The 17,892-nt window shown below is 44.9% G+C and carries 18 protein-coding genes and 1 pseudogene; 11 read left to right on the top strand and 8 right to left on the bottom strand.

From position 1 onward, the window contains the following. Positions 1-8: 8 nt before the first annotated feature. Positions 9-3,122 carry an efflux RND transporter permease subunit gene (locus K5609_RS05800; RefSeq protein WP_221076361.1) on the bottom strand — a complete coding sequence of 1,038 codons (3,114 nt, stop codon included), beginning with the start codon at positions 3,120-3,122 and terminating at the stop codon, positions 9-11. After that, positions 3,122-4,153, bottom strand: coding sequence for an efflux RND transporter periplasmic adaptor subunit (locus tag K5609_RS05795; protein WP_221076360.1), 1,032 nt, complete (start codon positions 4,151-4,153; stop codon positions 3,122-3,124). The genes K5609_RS05800 and K5609_RS05795 overlap by 1 nt, the downstream gene beginning before the upstream one ends. Positions 4,154-4,549: 396 nt before the next feature. Between K5609_RS05795 and gltS the strand changes: the two genes are divergently transcribed. From gltS to K5609_RS05765, 6 genes are all read left to right on the top strand, one after another. Continuing rightward, positions 4,550-5,779: a sodium/glutamate symporter gene (gltS, locus tag K5609_RS05790; RefSeq protein ID WP_221076359.1), complete on the top strand. Its 1,230-nt coding sequence runs from the start codon at positions 4,550-4,552 to the stop codon at positions 5,777-5,779. 182 nt (positions 5,780-5,961) lie between these two features. Beyond that, positions 5,962-6,276 (top strand): hypothetical protein, encoded by a 315-nt coding sequence (locus K5609_RS05785; RefSeq protein ID WP_221076358.1) that lies wholly within the window; start codon positions 5,962-5,964, stop codon positions 6,274-6,276. Positions 6,277-6,337: 61 nt separating this feature from the next. Next, the gene (locus K5609_RS05780) at positions 6,338-6,769 is read left to right on the top strand and encodes a DUF3429 domain-containing protein (protein WP_221076357.1); all 432 of its coding nucleotides are present in this window, start codon (positions 6,338-6,340) and stop codon (positions 6,767-6,769) included. Between the two features lie 12 nt (positions 6,770-6,781). Next, a complete protein-coding gene (locus K5609_RS05775) occupies positions 6,782-7,183 on the top strand; it encodes a thiol-disulfide oxidoreductase DCC family protein (protein ID WP_016400969.1) in 402 nt (133 codons plus the stop codon). A gap of 20 nt (positions 7,184-7,203) precedes the next feature. Continuing rightward, positions 7,204-7,458 carry a DUF3081 family protein gene (locus K5609_RS05770; RefSeq protein ID WP_221076356.1) on the top strand — a complete coding sequence of 85 codons (255 nt, stop codon included), beginning with the start codon at positions 7,204-7,206 and terminating at the stop codon, positions 7,456-7,458. 101 nt (positions 7,459-7,559) lie between these two features. Next, the gene (locus K5609_RS05765) at positions 7,560-8,051 is read left to right on the top strand and encodes an Mpo1 family 2-hydroxy fatty acid dioxygenase (RefSeq protein WP_221076355.1); all 492 of its coding nucleotides are present in this window, start codon (positions 7,560-7,562) and stop codon (positions 8,049-8,051) included. A 75-nt stretch (positions 8,052-8,126) separates the two neighbouring features. Here the strand turns inward: K5609_RS05765 and K5609_RS05760 are convergent, their stop codons facing one another. From K5609_RS05760 to K5609_RS05750, 3 genes are all read right to left on the bottom strand, one after another. Continuing rightward, complete coding sequence (locus K5609_RS05760) at positions 8,127-9,701, bottom strand: polysaccharide lyase family 7 protein (RefSeq protein WP_221076354.1); 1,575 nt, start codon at positions 9,699-9,701, stop codon at positions 8,127-8,129. Positions 9,702-10,282: 581 nt separating this feature from the next. Continuing rightward, entirely contained in the window at positions 10,283-10,462 is a 180-nt protein-coding gene (locus K5609_RS05755) for a hypothetical protein (protein ID WP_016400965.1), read from the bottom strand. A 70-nt stretch (positions 10,463-10,532) separates the two neighbouring features. Then, positions 10,533-11,438, bottom strand: a complete 906-nt coding sequence (locus K5609_RS05750) for a hypothetical protein (protein ID WP_221076353.1) — start codon at positions 11,436-11,438, stop codon at positions 10,533-10,535. A gap of 172 nt (positions 11,439-11,610) precedes the next feature. Between K5609_RS05750 and K5609_RS05745 the strand changes: the two are divergent. The 5 genes and pseudogenes from K5609_RS05745 to K5609_RS05725 form a co-directional block, all read left to right on the top strand. Continuing rightward, positions 11,611-11,823: pseudogene (locus K5609_RS05745) on the top strand (VF530 family protein); the annotation flags it as partial. A 106-nt stretch (positions 11,824-11,929) separates the two neighbouring features. Next, positions 11,930-12,868 carry a lipid kinase YegS gene (yegS, locus tag K5609_RS05740; protein ID WP_221076351.1) on the top strand — a complete coding sequence of 313 codons (939 nt, stop codon included), beginning with the start codon at positions 11,930-11,932 and terminating at the stop codon, positions 12,866-12,868. Positions 12,869-12,976: 108 nt separating this feature from the next. Then, complete coding sequence (locus tag K5609_RS05735) at positions 12,977-13,234, top strand: HP1242/YdcH family protein (protein WP_221076350.1); 258 nt, start codon at positions 12,977-12,979, stop codon at positions 13,232-13,234. Between the two features lie 127 nt (positions 13,235-13,361). Next, complete coding sequence (locus K5609_RS05730) at positions 13,362-13,985, top strand: NAD(P)H-dependent oxidoreductase (RefSeq protein ID WP_221076349.1); 624 nt, start codon at positions 13,362-13,364, stop codon at positions 13,983-13,985. After that, positions 13,982-15,898 (top strand): monovalent cation:proton antiporter-2 (CPA2) family protein, encoded by a 1,917-nt coding sequence (locus tag K5609_RS05725; RefSeq protein ID WP_221076348.1) that lies wholly within the window; start codon positions 13,982-13,984, stop codon positions 15,896-15,898. Before K5609_RS05730 ends, K5609_RS05725 begins: the two co-directional genes overlap by 4 nt. A gap of 161 nt (positions 15,899-16,059) precedes the next feature. On the opposite strand, the gene K5609_RS05720 is transcribed toward K5609_RS05725, so the two are convergent. From K5609_RS05720 to K5609_RS05710, 3 genes are all read right to left on the bottom strand, one after another. Beyond that, positions 16,060-16,830: a hypothetical protein gene (locus K5609_RS05720; RefSeq protein ID WP_221076347.1), complete on the bottom strand. Its 771-nt coding sequence runs from the start codon at positions 16,828-16,830 to the stop codon at positions 16,060-16,062. 262 nt (positions 16,831-17,092) lie between these two features. Next, positions 17,093-17,515 (bottom strand): hypothetical protein, encoded by a 423-nt coding sequence (locus tag K5609_RS05715; RefSeq protein ID WP_221076346.1) that lies wholly within the window; start codon positions 17,513-17,515, stop codon positions 17,093-17,095. A 113-nt stretch (positions 17,516-17,628) separates the two neighbouring features. Next, a complete protein-coding gene (locus K5609_RS05710; RefSeq protein WP_221076345.1) occupies positions 17,629-17,847 on the bottom strand; it encodes a hypothetical protein in 219 nt (72 codons plus the stop codon). Positions 17,848-17,892: the final 45 nt, after the last annotated feature.

Below are 17,892 nucleotides of genomic sequence, written 5' to 3'. Positions count from 1 at the left end.
TTTTCGCATTAATTGTCACTATTACTCAGTACGCTAGGGGCTTGTAATTGCTGCTTTAGCTGCTCGGCACGCGCTTCAGGCGAGCCGCTTAATGCCCCTAATAAATGATACAAACACGGTACCACAAATAGTGTGACTAAAGTGGCCAGTAACATGCCACTAAATATCACTATACCAATAGCAAAGCGTGTTTCAGAACCTGCTCCCGTTGCCAGTAACATTGGCACCGCACCCAACAAGGTGGTCATGGCAGTCATAATTATCGGGCGTAGGCGATTGGTGGCAGCTTTAATAATGGCTTCTTTAACCGCTAAACCTTGGTCACGCAATTGGTTGGCAAACTCGACAATTAAAATGCCGTTTTTGGTGGCCATGCCAATTAACATCAACAAGCCAAGCTGGCTGTAGATGTTAAAACTCTCTCCAGTAATCAGTAAGCCCAACAAGCCTCCTAGTAAACCTAAGGGCACCGTAAGCATTACAATGGCGGGGCTAATAAAGCTTTCAAACTGGGCAGCTAATACCAAGTAACACACCAGCAAGGCCAAGGCGAATAACAGCCATATCTCACGCTGGTTATCGTAAAACTCTTTTGATTCACCGGCATAATCAACGGTGTAACCACTTGGCAAAATCTCGCTAGACGCTTGATTTAAAAATGTTAGGGCTTCGCCCAAGCTGATGTTATCGCTCAAGTTGGCTTTTAGGTTGATCGACTTTTTACGCTGGTAATGGAACAAGCCGCGAGCCGAAGCAACATCTTTAGCCTCCACCAAGGTATCTAAAGACACCAAAGCGCCGGTATCGCTGCGTAAGTACACTTTGCTTAGATCACTGGGCGATTGGAATTGGCTCTCGTCGGCTTTTAAGTAAACATCGTACTCTTCACCAAACTCTTCAAAACGGGTTTGAGCACGTCCTCCCAGCAGCACCTCCAAAGTACTGGCAATGTCATTAACGCTAATGCCCAGCTCTCTGGCTGCTAGTCGATTAACATGCAGTAATATCTCTGGCGTTGTAGGGTTGTAGTCCAGCTGCACACCATGCATTAGGCCACTGTCTTTGGCTTGCTGCTCTAACTCTAAGGCGTATTGATAGAGCTGGGTGTAGTCGTCACCTTGCAATACAAACTGCACCGGCTCGCCCATTCGCCCGCCAAAACTAGGTTGGTAAGGATACACTTTAACATCGGCGACATCGTGAGCTGCATCGCGGATCATCTCTACCACTTCGGCAGCATCTTGGCGGCGCTCACTCCAATCTTTTAAGCGAACAATGAAAAAGCCTTGGTGATCTGCCCAACTGCCAAAAGCTGGCGCCGAATAGTTAAGGGTTTCGATTGGCCCTTCGTCACTCATCATCGGCAATAGCCGTTGCTCAATCTCAGCCATGCTTTTAACCATGCGCTGGTAGCTCGTTGCTTCTACACCGCCAACATAGACGTTAACCACACCGCGGTCTTCTTTAGGCGCAAATGCTGGCTGCTGCTGTTGATAAGCCCAAACCAGTAGCCCCATACATAGTGCCACAACGGCAATAGCAGAAAACTTGTAGTTAATTATGCGAGTTAGTAGCTTGGCATAAGCTTGCTGCAGGGCTGTCATAGCACGCCCTACCGAGCGGCTCATCCAGGTGGCTTGATTAGGATTTTTTTCAAACAACTTACCGGCCATCACTGGCGCTAAGGTAAGAGCAATTAAAGAAGAAAAAATCACTGCTGCAGACAGCAATACAGCAAATTCGGTAAACAGGTCACCGATTTTTCCTTGCATAAATACCAAAGGCAAAAACACCATCACCAGTACAACGGTGGTAGCAATTACTGCAAAGTTGAGCTCTTTCGCTCCTCGAAATGCGGCAACTAATGGCGGCTCGCCAGCGGCGCGATGGCGAATAATATTCTCTACCACCACAATCGCGTCATCCACCACTAAACCAATGGCCAAGATTAATGCCATTAGCGTCACTAAATTGATGCTATAGCCAAATAAATAAGCCACCGAAAATGCCGCAACCAAAGATACAGGAACGGTTACCGCCGGGATAATGGTGGCACTTAAGCGGCCTAAAAATAGGTATAACACCGCCACTACCAACAGCGCACAAATCAGCAAGGTAGAATACACCTCGCTAATCGCCTGGCGAATAAATACGGTGCTGTCGTAATCAACAGTAAGCTCCGCGCCAGCAGGCAAAAAGCGCTGTAGCTCTGCTAGCTCAGCTTTAACCATATCGGCTACTTCTAGTGGGTTAGCCTGAGACATCGCCACAATGCCTAGGCCCATGCTGTCCACGCCGTTACTTTTAAAAGTAGTGGTATCTTTTTTAGCGCCAACGTAAATATGCGCGATGTCTGACAAAGTAACGTGGTCACCGTCAAAGTTGGCAATTTGTAGCTTGGCAAAATCGTCAGCCTGCTGATACATACGCTCCATGCGCACCACAATATTTAGGCTGTCATTTCGAACATAGCCGGCGGGGAGCTGCAGGTTCTCGCGATTTAGCGCGTCAATCACATCGTTAGTGGTTAAGCCGCGCCCAGCCATGGCGGTGGGGTCTAGCTCCACATACATCACCCGTTCAACCAAGCCCGAGGTATTAACTGCACTTACCCCCGGCAATAAGCTAAGGCGTTCGATTAAGATCCGTTGTGCAAAGTCACTAAGCTCTACCCTATCTTGCAAGGTAGCGGTGAGGTTAAGCCACATAAAGGGCGCTTCTTCGCTGTCGTTTTTACGCACCACGGGCTCATCAACATCATCGGGCAAGCGATTACGCGCTCGGCTTACCGCATCGCGCACATCGCTCACCGCGGCCAACATATCCGAGCCTTGCTTAAAGGTAATGGTAATGCCAGACCAGCCATCCCACGACGATGACCAAATATAATCAATGCCATCAATTCCGCTAAGCTCGTCTTCAATCGGCTTGGTGATTTGCGACTCAACAATAGAAGAAGCACTGCCACGATAAGGGGTACCGATAGATACCACAGGGCTTTCAATGTCGGGCATTTCTCGCACTGCCAGCTGGCTATAGCCTACAACCCCAAACAGCATCAGTAGCAAACTTAATACTATCGCCGCTACCGGACGATACATCGACAGATCAGATATTTTCATTAGTTGAGTACTTCAACCTCGATGCCATCATGCAGCTTCACCAAGCCTTTATTCACGACCTGTTCACCAGCATTTAAGCCACTAAGCACTTCTACTAAGTTGTCGCCGCGCTGGCCTAACTCCAACTCAACTTTTTCTGCAACTTGTTGATTAACCCGATAAGCAAAACGGCGATCGCCGTTATAGGCAATGGCTTGCAGCGGAATCAATACTCGTGGATTGGCATTTAAGTCCAGCTCACCGGTTACCAAAGTGCCCGGTGCTAGCCCAGCTTGTTGGTTGTCGATAGACAATTGAATGTACACATTTAAGCTTTCGCCGCGCACTCGGCTGTCAATGCTAGTCACTGAGGCATTAAATATACGTGAGCTTAAACCCGCTTGGTGCAGCTTAGCCTGCTGCCCAACCTTAATTCGGCCTAAATGGCGCGCGGCAACGGGAACGTTAAGGCGTAAAGTATTGGCATCATCTAAAGTGGTGAGCACAGTATCAGAGTCAACTAACTGGCCTGGGCTTAAATCTACAAGGCCGAGTTTGCCACTAAATGGCGCGCGAATGGCGCGGTCTTGCAGGGCCGCTTCTGCTAGAGCTAGTTCAGCTTGTTGCATAGCCACTTGTGATTCGTAGCGATCTACTTCTGCTTGAGTAGTCGCACCTTTAGGCAGTAACTGTAATAGGTTTTGATGTTGGCGAAGAATATCGTCAAGGCGAGCCTGCTCACGCTGTAATACTGCACGTTGATGGCGGTCATCGAGTTGCACCAGTAATTGGCCTTGGCGAACGGCTTGGCTGGAGCGCACTGCAATGGTGTCTATCCGGCCATCAACCTCAGCTTTCACATTTACCGAGTGGGCAGAAAACACATTACCTAATAAATGAACCTGTTCGCGTAGTTTGCCCTTTTCTACCGTTACCACTTCTACGGTAACCGGTTTGCTTGGACTAAGCTCTGTTTCAGCCACGTCGTCACTGTAAAACATCCATGTAACAACAGTAAGAAGCGCCACCACAGCTAAAATGATGCGTCGCATTACTCTTTACCTTTTCAAACTGAGAGCAGACTCTAGCGCAAGCCAAGGTTGCCGGTCTATCTTTAGTTCATGACAAAGGGCATAAATGCGAAGCCAGCAGCATCATGCACTGAAAATGCCTATAAAAAACGAATAATAACAAAGAACCGTCAAATAAAAGCAAATTATTTAGTGTGTGCTTGTTATTTTTTCAACAAGCAAGCTACAGCCTCAGAGTAAGGCCTCGTCTGAAGTAATTCGCTAAATTACGTTTACTCAATAGCAATCACTCTCTACACTAACTTGGAAATATTTGCGAAAAATTGCAACTATTCCGCCACTTATACACCTAAGTAGGATGGATCCTGCTCGACATGCCATCGGCATGTTTAAATCATTAATGTTATAGGACGTTTTATGGGTATTGAGTTTGACAATGGAGTTCTACTATTTGACTCCTTTTTCACCGCCACCATTGGTATTTTGGTGCTATTTATCGGTAGACGAATAAATGCAGCGGTGGGTTTTCTGCGCGAGTTTAGTATTCCAGAACCGGTTACCGGAGGGATTTTATTCTCAGTAATGATTGGTTTGATTTACGCGCTCACCTCAGTTGAAATTGAATTTACCCTGGTCGCTCGAGATATTTTGCTGGTGTATTTCTTCACCACCATTGGTATTAATTCAAGCCTTAGAGACTTGCTTAAAGGCGGTATGCCGCTAGTGATTCTATTGGGTATCACCATTGGTTACATGATCCTGCAAAACTTAACTGGTATTACTGTTGCCAAAATATTCGGTTTGGAATCTGCCGTAGGCATGTTGGGCGGCAGTGTATCGTTAATTGGTGGTCATGGTACTGCCATTGCTTGGGCACCTAGAATTGCTGAAGACTTTGGCATCAGTAACGCCATGGAAATTGGTATTGCCAGTGCGACTTTTGGTCTTATCTTGGCCAGCTTAATGGGTGGTCCTATTGCCCAGTTCTTGGTTAATCGACACAACTTAAAACCTAAAAAAGAAGAGCCTTTAGATATTGGTATAGCCGAAAAAAATAAAGACAACAGCATTACTGGTTTTGACTTCTTAGATGCCATTTTAGCCATTCATGTATGTATTATTCTTGGCTTCTTGTTAAATGAAGCCATTTCACAAGCTGGCCTACAGCTGCCCTTGTTTGTGACCTGTTTGTTTGCCGGTATTGTAATGACCAACTTGGTACCTAAATCGCTACCGCGTTTAACCGGTACTCAGTGGCCATCTCGCAAACCAGCCATTGCTTTAATTGCCGACATTTCTTTGGGCACCTTTTTAGCAATGTCACTGATGAGCATGCAGCTTTGGACCTTAATTGATTTAGCCGGTCCTATTTTAGCGATTCTTGCAGCACAATTTATGATTGCCATATTAGTGAATATTTTTGTGGTATTCCCAGCTATGGGTAAATCCTATGATGCAGCGGTAATTTGTTCGGGCTTTGGCGGGATTTCCTTAGGCTCAACACCTACGGCCATGGCTAACATGTCGGCAGTTTCGCAGCGCTATGGTAACTCTCATCTAGCCTTCATCATTGTGCCGCTAGTATGTGCCTTCTTTATCGACTTAGTGAACGCACTGCTGATCCCATTCTTCCTAGCTAATTTCTAGCGTCATTGAGGGTAAGGTTATTAAGCCTTACCCTCAAAATTCTTAAGTTTTTGTTTCTTATATCCATTTACAGCAAAATCAGCACACCTTCTTAGGCTTACTCATCTCACCTGCCCATTGTTCTGCTATAACTTTAATGTTTAATTGTTCAAAATTAACCCAAACCTAAGGAGGCGCTTCCTATGACAATGATTAGCGCTAAACAGTTTTCATCATGGTTACGAGACCGTTTTGCTGAAGACAAAAAAGGGGTGTGTTTATCACGAGAAGACATCAATCACCTTACTGGTCGGCAAAGCTTTTCGTTAAGTTTTGTACACGATATTCACTACGAACTAATGCCCCACGGTATGGCTTTTGTGACCGATACCAATCGAGAAACATTCTACCTAGTACCAATAAGCCAACGAAACTGGCGCGAACACCTAGAAAAACAATACGAAAAGGACTTGTTCTGCAACGTATTGCCATTAGATAAGTCTGCCAGTAACAACTAGCTTGGCGATCTATTTGCCACCTTGATGCGTTTTAGTAACAAGCGATTGATGAGGTGATAAATTGAATAAATTACAGCGAAGCTACAAGCTACTGGGTTACGCCGGCTTAAGCGCTTTTATCGCGCTAGCGCTGGCGGTTGCGACTCAAGTTCCGCTACTCGGCTTTTCCGCTACTCAAGTATTTTTATACTACAGCGTAGCCATTTTGTGTTTTTTGTCGGGCAGCTTGTGGGCACAAACCTTAAATAGTGAAGCCTCTAGCCCAGCGCAATTGTATCTAAGCAATGCTTTCACTTTACTAGGCGTCGCTTGTTTATTGCTTAATTCAAGTAGCAGTGCATTAGTGATACTAGCCTGTGCCTTCACCTACCTTTACTACAGCGAATGGCACAGCAGCAACCCAAGCCACTTAGGCAAAAGCTACCAAGCCATGCGCTTTAAATTAACCACAGTAGCAGTACTAAGCCACCTAGTGGTTCTTGGCTACCAGTAATAGGAAATCACTATGCAATTACGAATATTTTACGACGCCCAATGTCCGCTTTGCGCAGAGGAAATGCGTCAACTTAAGTTTTTTGATCATCGCCAACTCATTGAGCTGCAAGATATTAATCAAGCAGATTTCACCAGCAAGTATCCACATATTGACCGCTCCGAAGCCAGCGACATACTGCACGCGGAAACAGAAGAAGGCACCTTGCTACTAGGCTTGGATGTTACCGCGCAAGCGTGGGGCTTGGTCAATCAGAAACCTTGGATACAACTGTTACGCACGCCCTTATTGCGCAAAGTATCCGACAAAGCCTATTTGGTTTTTGCCAAAAACCGCTTCAAAATATCTAAACTGTTAACCGGTAAAGAGCGCTGCGATGAACAAAGCTGCGGCGTGGGCAAACAGTTTGATTGACCAACAAGGGCAGCCTTAAGATGCAACGACTAGTCGATGTCAACTTAGTACTTCGGGTCTACGAAAAGATTTGTCGCTTGGGAAAAAAGCAGCAAGACCACTACTTGTATGAAGGCCTAAATGCCAGTTCAGACTGGGACGGTTATACCATTGTTGTTGCTAACTCTCAGCTTGAGCTAAGCGTGTTTTTTCATAACAAGTATCAGTTCTCTAGTCATGACGACAAAGCGATTGAAGGCTTTATCAAACAGCTCAAATTTATTGATGAACAGTGAATGCTGCGAGATCTAGCTCGCAAACTAACGCTCAAAGGCTACTGGTCAGAGCTCCAACTGCTACAGTAACAGTTTTTTAACAAGTCAGCAGGAAGCTTATTGTGTCCAAGCCAGTCCAGCAATGGTTTAAGGAATATGCGCGTAGCCATCAACATCCTACTAACAAAGCCATCCACTGGTTTATGGTACCTGCCATTTATTTTAGTATTGTTGGCCTGTTGTGGTCAGTTCCCTTGCCGGGAACTAATTCGGCCAACAGCAATACGCTATGTTGGCTCAATCTTGCCAGCTTGCTAGCAATACCGGTTCATGGCTTTTACTTACGCTTGTCTAAACCACTTACCTTAGCCATGGCTCTGTTTACCTTAAGCTGCTTTTTAGTCTGTGACTTGATTACTCAGTTCAGTCCGCTAGCCCTATGGAAGGTAAGCGTGTTTATCTTTGTAGTAGCTTGGATAGGCCAATTTATCGGCCACAAAATAGAAGGGGCTAAACCGTCTTTCTTTGAAGATATTCAGTACCTGTTGATAGGTCCACTGTGGTTGATGGGTTTTGTATTCGATTACCTAGGTTTAGATTACCAACAAAAATAAGCCGTAAGCTTTAGTAAGCCAAAAAAATACCCCGCTTTAGAGCGGGGTATGTTTAAACAAGGTGACAACTAAAGCTTATTTCTCAGTGTAACTATCGTGAGTTGCTTTTAGCTTATAGAAGGTAGCTTGAGAGTAATCATCTAAGTCGCCAGAGATGTTTTGGTTGTAAACACCGGCTTTAAAGTACATGTACTTACCACCAACATCGTAGCCACTGTCGCTCATGTCAACTACCTGAACAGCGTCTTCTTTGCCTTCTCGAGAAACGGTAACTGTCATGGTGTTGCCAACCACTTCGATACGATAGCTAAATACTTCGCCTAGCGCGATACCATCTTCACCAACCTCAGCAGTTAAATCACCTACTAGCGGATAGAAATCCTCTTTGGTAGCGTCTTGGCTTTCGTGAGCAAAGTAAACTGCACCAGTTGCTTGGTTTGGCAGCTTACGGTAGTACAAACGAATTGGCTCATCGTTTTGGTCGTGGATTTGACCAATAATAAAGCGACCTACTTCGTTAGCCGCACCAGTAGTGGTGGCGTGGTCAATTTTAAGGGTAGCTTCTAAAACGCCATCAATACCGCCGGCAGCTTTTAAGTCTGCTTCTGGAGCGCTTGAGAATACCCAGTTGTTTTTGTTCACACCTTTAGTTTTGTGCGACATGTTACCGCGACGTAGCATTTCACGAAGCTCGGTACGCGCATACTTAGTGTTTTTAGAGGTACGAACACCTTTCACGTAAGATTTAAATACTAAACCGCCATCATCAGCTGTATAGAATATTTCTGGGTGTGAATAACCATTTGCCAAGTTCCACTCATTTACGTCATCTGGACGTTCATTTTTATCATGGTCAAAAGGTTGAGATAGGTACCAGTAAGACAGATCAAAGTTTTCACTTGGCGCGTTACCAGCTAGCGGAGTTTCTGGTAAAGCCGGCGTTGGAGGAAGCTCAGAACGCAAACAGTTTACTGTGGTTTCACAAGGGTATACTGCTGGTGCACCAAAATCACCTGAGCGAAGGTCTTTACGCGCTTCTTTACGTGCTTTCTCGGCTGCTTTCATTTCTGCAATCATTGACGCTTCAGCAGCAACAACTGCACTGGTAATGATGTGGCTTGATGGACAAGCGTTAATGCCACAGTTTACTGCAGCTAATTCAGTAACACTGTTCCAACCGTTTTTGGTATTGCCGTGGCCAACGTATCTTACGTAGCGAGCGTTTACCGCAGGCTCAAACTGAAAACGTTCTAAACCTAGGGCTTTACCCGAGCTCTCTTGACCCTCTAGTACTGTTGTCCAATTTTCACCGTCAACACTCATTTGGATATCAAACTTAGACTGACGCTGGTTACCTTTACTAAAAGCAGCTTGCACAGCATCAAACTCTTGAACAGAACCGTAGTCCAGCGTCGCCCACTCGCCGTCACCGGCTGCTGACCAACGCGTTGTAATGTCTTGATCGATTAAACGGTCAGGGCCGTTACCATCGTGGCTGCTTGCTGTAACTGCTACTGGCGCTAATAGAGCTTCACCGGTTTCTTTGTTGTTGGTAAATTTTTCAACAGAATCAGGAGCAGAAGTTGATGTACAGCCTACGGCTAGAAAAACAGAAGTTGCTAGCAAGCTTTTTAGATAGATATGTTTCATTTATCCATTCACCTAATGTTGTATAAATCAACCATATAGTTTTTGTACATAGTCGACTCAGTGCTGTGTGTTGACGTGGAAATAACAGCTATCTCCGTTTCCACATTGTCTGAAACTCTATACGAGAGCGTTTTCAAATCTAATGAACCACAAAGATATATAATTTAATAATACAAATGTGAAAGAATGTTGATAAATGAGATTAAGATCTAATACTGCAGTTCGAAAAGTGATCTATGTTCACAAAAATCGGAACACAGATTAAGCCTTGACCCAAAGTGTTCAAATTTACAGTTTAGCTAAAAACTCGCACTTAGCCCTCGCTAGCAACTGAGCGACCTTAAGCTATTTATACGCCTTGGTTTCGTCAAACATGGGCGCTCTATTTCACTATAAGAAGCACTGTGATGGCTTTTGCAATGGCGTGTTATCTCAATGTGCTGATACAATTTGAAGCAGAAAGTGATCGTATTTCTGATGTGAGATATTAGTTGGTTTAAGCTGACTAAGTGGCTTAGCTCTAACAGTTTAAGTATTGAATAGTCAGACAAAAAATAAGCCGCGGATGCGGCTTAGTCTATTTACACTTTTATATTTATATTTTCGCCAAGTCCAGCTCTAGTCGCAGGAGCGGCTTCTGGTACATCAGCAGCGGCCACTAATTCTTGCACCGCTTTACCGTCTTGCTCCTGCTGGCTTTTCGCCAGTTTGGCTGAAATCACTTCCATAGACTGCGAAGTGCTTGCTCCACTGATTTCCATTCTACCTCCTATTCCTGGATATCAAGCTTATAGCGGCAATACTGAGATTTCCTTTAGAAATATTTTGTCATTAATTCTCACAAGCTTCAGTAATGAGTTGGTGCTCGCCCTTATCCTCACCCTTGGCAATCACAAAATCACTGACAAATTGGTAGCATTGCACCTCGCCCTGCATCGCCACGGTCTTGATGGTAATCACTCCACTGTTGCCCGACTTGCGATTACTCCATTGCTCCTTAGCGCCTTGCTTAGGTCGTTTCATCAGCTTCTTCATGGCCTTTTCGTACTCATCTCGGTCTTCATCAGTAATACTGTCAGTGCTCTTGAGGCCTAAACGTTCTGTAGTATTGTCGCCAATTTTACCAATGAGGTTAAACGGCGAACTTAAGATTCCTCCTACAAAACCAGTCACCAAGCCCTTACTGGCCTCTTTGCCCGCATCTTCGGCTTTGCTCACTAAGTCATCGGCACTGGCAATCATTTCAGGGATTTCAATCCTTAAGGCCTCGCTCTCTGCCAAAATAAGCGGCACTTGTGGCACTACTTTAGCAATCTCTTTATTGGTTCCACGCACGGTAGTATTGGTTTCATCTACTCGCTTGAGGATCGCTGGTAGTTCTTCACGCCACGCCTCGGTTTGCTCTAATACCGGTTCAATGGCTTGGCTAATTGCGGCAACTTCATCCATGATCAAAGGCAGTTGAGCGTTAATGTCATCAACTCGGCTTAGTACCTCGGGGATCAGTTCTTGATACCCCTCGCTTTGCTCAATAATTTGCGGGATAAAGGTTTGCAGCTCAGCAACTTGCGCCACTATGGGGTCAACACGCTGCGCTGTGCTATCCACTTGCTCTAACATGCTGGGCAGCTGCAGTCGCACTTGGCGAAGCTCTAGGGTAAAAAATAAAATCGCAGCCGTTAATGCAAACAAACCCAAGGCGGTAAGCACTCGAACCATGCGTAAAAAACCTTCCATTTAAGCCATTTTCCCGTTAATTACATTCCGTTTAACCATAACCTATCTGCGCTACTGAGTCTGCGCAAACAATAAGAGATATGAAACAATAAGCCAATTAATCCAGATTTGCTTTAGCTGCCTCTATTTGAAGCTGATACACTTATGCGGAGCAAGAACAATAGGTTTAATAATGACCCAAGCAAACAACCCCCTACATGGCAAAACCCTTCAAAGTATCCTTGAAGAACTCGTTGAATTTTATGGCTGGGAAGAGCTAGGCGCTCGTATCAATATTCGCTGTTTTACCCATGACCCTAGCGTTAAATCTAGCCTTAAGTTTTTACGTAAAACCCAATGGGCGCGCGATAAAGTAGAGGCTTTATACCTAAGGATGAAAGGCTTAGCCTAAGCAAAACTAGCTATTATATAGCTACTTGCTAGCCAGCTAATTCAATCGTGCATATAGTAATAAGGCAGCTAAGTTACTGATAATTAAATAGAGGCTAATTGTGGAACTTCGATTAATACTAAATGGAAAGAAAGCCCACCTGCCGGAAATACGTGAAGCCGTGCAGCAGTTGCGCAAGCAAGGTCACGACATTCAGGTAAGAGTTACCTGGGAAGGCGGTGATGTTGAACGTTTAGTCGCCGAGGCCCACCAACAAGGTTGGAACAAGCCAGAGAAAAAATTGGTGATTGGCGGTGGAGACGGCTCGGTGCAAGAAGTGGTGTCAGCCCTTATGCACTACCCAGCCGAACAACGTCCTAGTTTAGGAGTATTGCCACTAGGCACAGCCAACGATTTTGCCACTGCCTGCCAAATCCCCAACACGCCTCTAGCAGCCTTAGAGTTTGCCTTAGCCAACAGCGCCAAACCGGTTGATGTAATGCAAGCGAGCGATTTAGAGACTAAGCAACACTACTACTTTATGAATGTGCTCACTGCCGGTTTTGGTGTGCAGATCACCGCAGAAACCCCAGTAGAGCTTAAAAACTTTTTAGGCGGCGGTGCTTATACCCTTTCGGGCATTGTGCAGGCACTCAACTTTAAGCCTTATATTGGCGAGCTTCGCAGCCCCAACAAACAGTTTTCTGGCGGCATTATCATTGGTGCATTGTGCAACGGAAAACAAGCCGGTGGCGGACAAATATTGGGGCCAAATGCCTACCTTAACGACGGCCTAATGGACATTTGTTTAGTACGTGACTTTCCCGCAACCGCCCTAAGCCAAGTACTGCAAGAAGCTGCAGCCTTTGGCAATGGCGAACAAATAAATGCCGAGTACGTAATCTCTTGGCAAACCCCTTGGTTAGAAACCAAATCCGAGCAGTTCATTCCAACCAACTTAGACGGCGAACCGCATAAGTTTAACCACGCCCGCTTTGAAGTTTTGCCCAATGCCTTAGCGCTAATCGTGGCCGGTGATTGCCCTTGCTTAAAGCCTTAAACACTAAGATCTGCGCGTAGGTTTTTGCCTTAAACCAAGAGCTAAGTGGCCTAGTTTAGCCAGTTTCGACTAAGCTAAAAGCTAGGCCAGCAAGCTAACGAGGCAAATATGTTAGGTGAGAACCACGCGCTTATTTTTGAGTTTCCAGAACATCGGGATAAAATTCATCAGCTTAAAGTAGCAGACAGTGATTTTAATGCCCTCGCCAAGCGCTATCATCAACTAGACCATAAAATACGCGGCTTAGAAGCCACTCAAGTTCCTACAGAAGATCAATACTTCATGCAAATGAAACTACAGCGTGTTCAACTCAAACAACAAATATTTGGTATTTTGTCGCAGCCCGCTTCAGCAACGGTAGAATAGTTAAGCCTCCAGATAAGCCTAATAAGCTAATTTTATTCGCTTTTTACTTGAACCTAGTTGCCAAAACTACCTATATTGAAACTAGTTTTTATCGTCGCTTGTTATGCAAGGCTAAAAGGAATTGCTAATGCCGAAGCAGAAAAATAAAGTTTTACTGCTATTTGCGCACCCGTCGCAAGATCGCTCCGAAATCAACAGCCCAATGTTCAAGCTCGCCAGTAAAACCGATGGCGTAACCGCCGTTGATTTATACCGCGAGTACCCCACTTTTCGAATAGACGTAGATAAAGAGCAGCAGCGCTTGCTGGCGCACGACATTGTAATTATGCAATTTCCACTGTACTGGTATTCCACTCCGGCTATCTTAAAAGAATGGCAAGATTTAGTGCTGGAATACGGCTTTGCTTATGGGCACGAAGGCACCATGCTGCATGGTAAAACCTTGCTATGCGCCATTACGGCAGGCGGCGCAGAGGCGGCTTATCGCAAAGAAGGTTATAACCATTTCACCATTCGCGAATTACTGCACCCAATAGAACAAACCGCCTCACTGATTGGCATGCGCTACCTTGCGCCTTTCACCCTGTTTAGCTCGCGAACTGCCGCCGAAGAACAGCGCGACAAAAAACATCTAGAAGATTGGAACCAACTACTTAACTCACTAATAAACAACAAGCTAGATCTAGAGCTTGCTTCTGGCTTAGCCAAGTTAGATGTACAAAATATTGACCTTATAAGGGGCTTGCTATGACAGGTTACTTCTTACAAGCCTTTGTATATTTAATTGCCGCTGTACTGGCTGTGCCGCTGGCTAAACGCTTAGGTTTAGGTTCGGTATTAGGCTACTTAATTGCAGGGGTAATTATTGGCCCAGTCATCGGTTTAGTGGGCAGCGAAACCGCCACTATTCAACACTTTGCCGAGTTTGGCGTGGTGATGATGCTGTTTGTAGTTGGTCTAGAGTTAGAGCCGCGCATGCTGTGGAATATGCGCCATAAGCTAATTGGCTTAGGTGGCTTACAGGTAAGCATTACCACTGTGGTAGTGATGCTGCTTTGCTTGGCCTTTGGCCTACAGTGGTCGGTCGCTTTAGCCGTTGGTTTAATCTTTTCGCTATCTTCCACTGCGATTGTATTGCAAACCTTTAACGAAAAGGGCCTAGCCAAAACCGATGGAGGACGCTCTTCCTTCTCGGTATTGCTGTTCCAAGATATTGCGGTAATCCCGATGCTGGCGCTAATTCCTTTATTAGCATTGCCAGAGTTAGTGGCCTTATCCGAAAAACTGGGTGAAGCGGCAGCCGAACACGGCGACAGCCTAAACCTTGTAGCTCACCTACCCGGCTGGGCGTATGGCATTGTGGTGGTTGTAGCTATTGTGGCCTTAGTGGTTGGCGGCCATTTCCTTAGTCGACCACTGTTCCGCTATGTAGCAAGCTCTGGGCTACGTGAGATATTTACCGCCGCCACCTTAATGCTGGTTATTGGCATTGCCGCCTTAATGGGCTTGGTAGGTTTATCTCCGGCTCTAGGTGCATTCCTTGCGGGAGTGGTACTAGCCAACAGTGAATTTAGGCACGAGTTAGAATCCACTATCGAGCCCTTTAAAGGTTTACTACTAGGCCTGTTCTTTATCACCGTTGGTGCGGGTGTCGACTTTGGCGTATTGCAGCTGCATTGGGGTAAAGTTATCGCCATGGCCTTAGGCATCATGCTAATTAAAGCCACCATCCTATTTGTGCTAGCCATAATCTTTAAGATTAGAAATAGCGATCGTTGGCTATTTGCCTTAAGCCTGGCTCAAGCTGGTGAATTTGGTTTTGTATTGCTTAACTACACCGTACAAAACCATGTAATACCACAAGACCTATCGCAAATATTGTCTTTAGTCGTGGCCTTCTCAATGTTCTTAACACCTAGCCTTTTCATTCTTTACGACAAAGTCATTTTGCCGCGTTACGAACGCACCGAGAATCATCAAGAACCCGATGAAATTGATGAAAAAGGCACCGTGATAGTGGCGGGCATTGGTCGTTTTGGCCAAATCGTAAACCGCTTTTTGGTAGCCAACGGGGTTAAAACCGTGGTGCTTGATCACCAAGCTGGCCAAGTAGAATTAATGCGTAAAATTAACATTAAAAGCTACTATGGCGATGCCACTCAGCCAGACTTATTGCATACCGCTGGCATTGAAGAAGCCAAGCTAATGGTGGTCACCATTGATGATAAAGAGAAGGTGCGCGACATCGTTAAATACGTAAAACACGCTCATCCGCATGTACGTTTAATGGTGCGGGCGTTTGACCGCGGCCATGCTTACGAACTACGCAGCTTAGGTGCCGATCACATTATTACCGAAGCCTACTATTCAGCATTAGAAATGGGTGGCCGAGCACTTAACGAATTGGGCTTTCATCCCTTTAAGTCTGAACAGCTTAAAGCCGCTTTTGACCAAATAGAAAAAGACAATAAAGAAAAGCTCTACCAAACTTGGTTAGCGGGTAACGAAGACAACCGCTTTAGCAACGACTACCGCGAACTGTTTTTGCAGTTAGAAGAGTTACTAGGCAAAGCCATGAGCAAAGATCGCAGCGACGGTCACTCGCTTACCGAACGCGGCTGGACACCACCGCCTAAAAACTACCAAGACGACTTTAAGCAATAGTCACTAATACAAACAGCCCCATAGCAATGGCCATGGGGCTGTTTGGTATAAGAGACTTGAGCTTATGTAAACCAAAGCACATAAGCTCAACGACTAACAGGGACAGTTAGTTTAACTCTGACACCTTTCATTCTGGGGACAAACATCCACCAGCATCAAAACTAATATGTGTTGTCTGTAATTTGCTCTTTCGAAAAGCCACCACCAAAAGTTGGCTTCCACACCAAATAAACCGAAATCAATAGCACCGACCAAGTGGGAAACTCGCGAACAATGTAAAATTGATTACCTTCTAGGTCATGCATCAAGTACTCAAGATAGCGCATAGGATCTAACAATATAAATTCCCAGACAAATATCGAATTATGGATAACCGAATAAGGCAGCGCGATGGGGAAGTTATCTACTATCAACTTTAAAGTGTCCCCGATAGGCACATTGGTCATGGTGTTGATAGAGTAATCTATCGCTGCGCCAAAATTGATGTATGAAAGAGTTGCCATCATAACAAAGCAAAAGTAGAGACCAAACCACATAACCAGTTTTCTCTTTGTCGAGCCGAATTCATAGCCTCTAGTAAGCAAGCCAACAAAAAATAGTGACAGGAACGACTTTATCAAAAACCCGAAAGCCATGCTCTTGGAAAATATTTCCCTATTGGGGTTATCTAGGATACTGACAACATCAGGATAGAGAACAGCACTGATAATGTTGCCTGCATAACAACCTATAATCATAAAGAATGTTACGGATAGCGCGATAACAAGTGTTTTCTGTGCGATCTGCAGAGCAGAGAGGCCTTTGTAATCCCTTTTTCCAAACTTCATGTAGAGAAAAGCTATCAATCCTGCGGCAAATCCCGCGATTATTGCGGCGGCGAGCACAGCTATCAACTCTTCTCCCTTACCTTTCATTTTATTAAGGCTTTGCATAACACGTCCTTGTATTACTTTAGAAACTATTAGTTACCTGTGCATTGGCTATGTCTCAGGCTTTGAAGACAAACCAGAACTATAGCAATTTGGTTGGCTAGAGCGAGAAAACTTAAGCCAACTGGTTCATCACGAGCAATGGTCAGATAAATCAAAGTAAACGAGGTAGCTGGCTATCTGGCGTTAGACCACAACACATCAGCTAAACTCGCTATCGTATTCATTCAATTGATTTAAATTACCCCCTCACCTGTAATTTTAACTATCTCTGTGTACGACAAAACTGATTAACATCAGCTATTTTAAAGTGCACCGTATGAGGATAATTTTCAACAGCAAGGTGTAACCTTACCTCGTTCATAAATAGGCTATCAGCTAGATACACGTCCGTTACCGTTATCTGAGTATTTGTAGCGAGTTTTTCTCTAGAAAGGATATAACGACTTGAGGTGCTATCTATTTCTCGAAGTTGATAGCTTCCTATTTCTTTAATGTTGTCAAAAGACGCCCAGCCATATACATACCAAGATTTTCTAAGATTGCACTCTTCCCCAACAAGAGCACGAAATGGATGTGAATTGCCTGCTTGGACATATTCAACTTCAATTGATGAACCTATTCCGATTAAGGTAGGAATACTAAAAAAGATGCATAAAGAAATAGTTAACACATTCTTAATTGACACTTAAGTACTCAATCCTTCGAGACAAACATAATGCAGGCCTTTAGCAAACAATTACATTTAGCGGCGAGACAGCTTTAATTGCTCCGCTAGGTGCGACTGTCAAATGTGTAGCTTCAGTCACCACCGCCACAACCACCCGAATCACCGCCTGAATCTCCACTACCAAAGCCACCGCCGTTACCTGAAACACCTGCAAGCTTTATCACTAAGGCAAGAACAAAAAAGCCAAATAGGATTGGAAGAAACACACTGAAAAACCCGTTATCAGACTCGATTTCCATGAAGTGCCATGTTGACCACAAACCAGCCAAAATAATAAACCATGATTTCATTGTTCACCTCCTATGAACATTTAACGCTTTGCTAACGGGCGTGCG

The organism is Agarivorans aestuarii (genome assembly GCF_019670125.1).
In the GTDB taxonomy this organism is placed as follows: Bacteria; Pseudomonadota; Gammaproteobacteria; order Enterobacterales; family Celerinatantimonadaceae; genus Agarivorans; species Agarivorans aestuarii.
This window is presented reverse-complemented; position numbering and strand designations above follow the sequence as displayed.

Coding starts and splice junctions, on each gene's coding strand:
- K5609_RS05800 (WP_221076361.1), bottom strand. CDS start 3,122: ATGAAAATATCTGATCTGTCGATGTATCGTCCGGTAGCGGCGATAGTA.
- K5609_RS05795 (WP_221076360.1), bottom strand. CDS start 4,153: ATGCGACGCATCATTTTAGCTGTGGTGGCGCTTCTTACTGTTGTTACA.
- gltS (WP_221076359.1), top strand. CDS start 4,550: ATGGGTATTGAGTTTGACAATGGAGTTCTACTATTTGACTCCTTTTTC.
- K5609_RS05785 (WP_221076358.1), top strand. CDS start 5,962: ATGACAATGATTAGCGCTAAACAGTTTTCATCATGGTTACGAGACCGT.
- K5609_RS05775 (WP_016400969.1), top strand. CDS start 6,782: ATGCAATTACGAATATTTTACGACGCCCAATGTCCGCTTTGCGCAGAG.
- K5609_RS05770 (WP_221076356.1), top strand. CDS start 7,204: ATGCAACGACTAGTCGATGTCAACTTAGTACTTCGGGTCTACGAAAAG.
- K5609_RS05760 (WP_221076354.1), bottom strand. CDS start 9,701: ATGAAACATATCTATCTAAAAAGCTTGCTAGCAACTTCTGTTTTTCTA.
- K5609_RS05755 (WP_016400965.1), bottom strand. CDS start 10,462: ATGGAAATCAGTGGAGCAAGCACTTCGCAGTCTATGGAAGTGATTTCA.
- K5609_RS05750 (WP_221076353.1), bottom strand. CDS start 11,438: ATGGAAGGTTTTTTACGCATGGTTCGAGTGCTTACCGCCTTGGGTTTG.
- K5609_RS05735 (WP_221076350.1), top strand. CDS start 12,977: ATGTTAGGTGAGAACCACGCGCTTATTTTTGAGTTTCCAGAACATCGG.
- K5609_RS05730 (WP_221076349.1), top strand. CDS start 13,362: ATGCCGAAGCAGAAAAATAAAGTTTTACTGCTATTTGCGCACCCGTCG.
- K5609_RS05725 (WP_221076348.1), top strand. CDS start 13,982: ATGACAGGTTACTTCTTACAAGCCTTTGTATATTTAATTGCCGCTGTA.
- K5609_RS05720 (WP_221076347.1), bottom strand. CDS start 16,830: ATGCAAAGCCTTAATAAAATGAAAGGTAAGGGAGAAGAGTTGATAGCT.
- K5609_RS05710 (WP_221076345.1), bottom strand. CDS start 17,847: ATGAAATCATGGTTTATTATTTTGGCTGGTTTGTGGTCAACATGGCAC.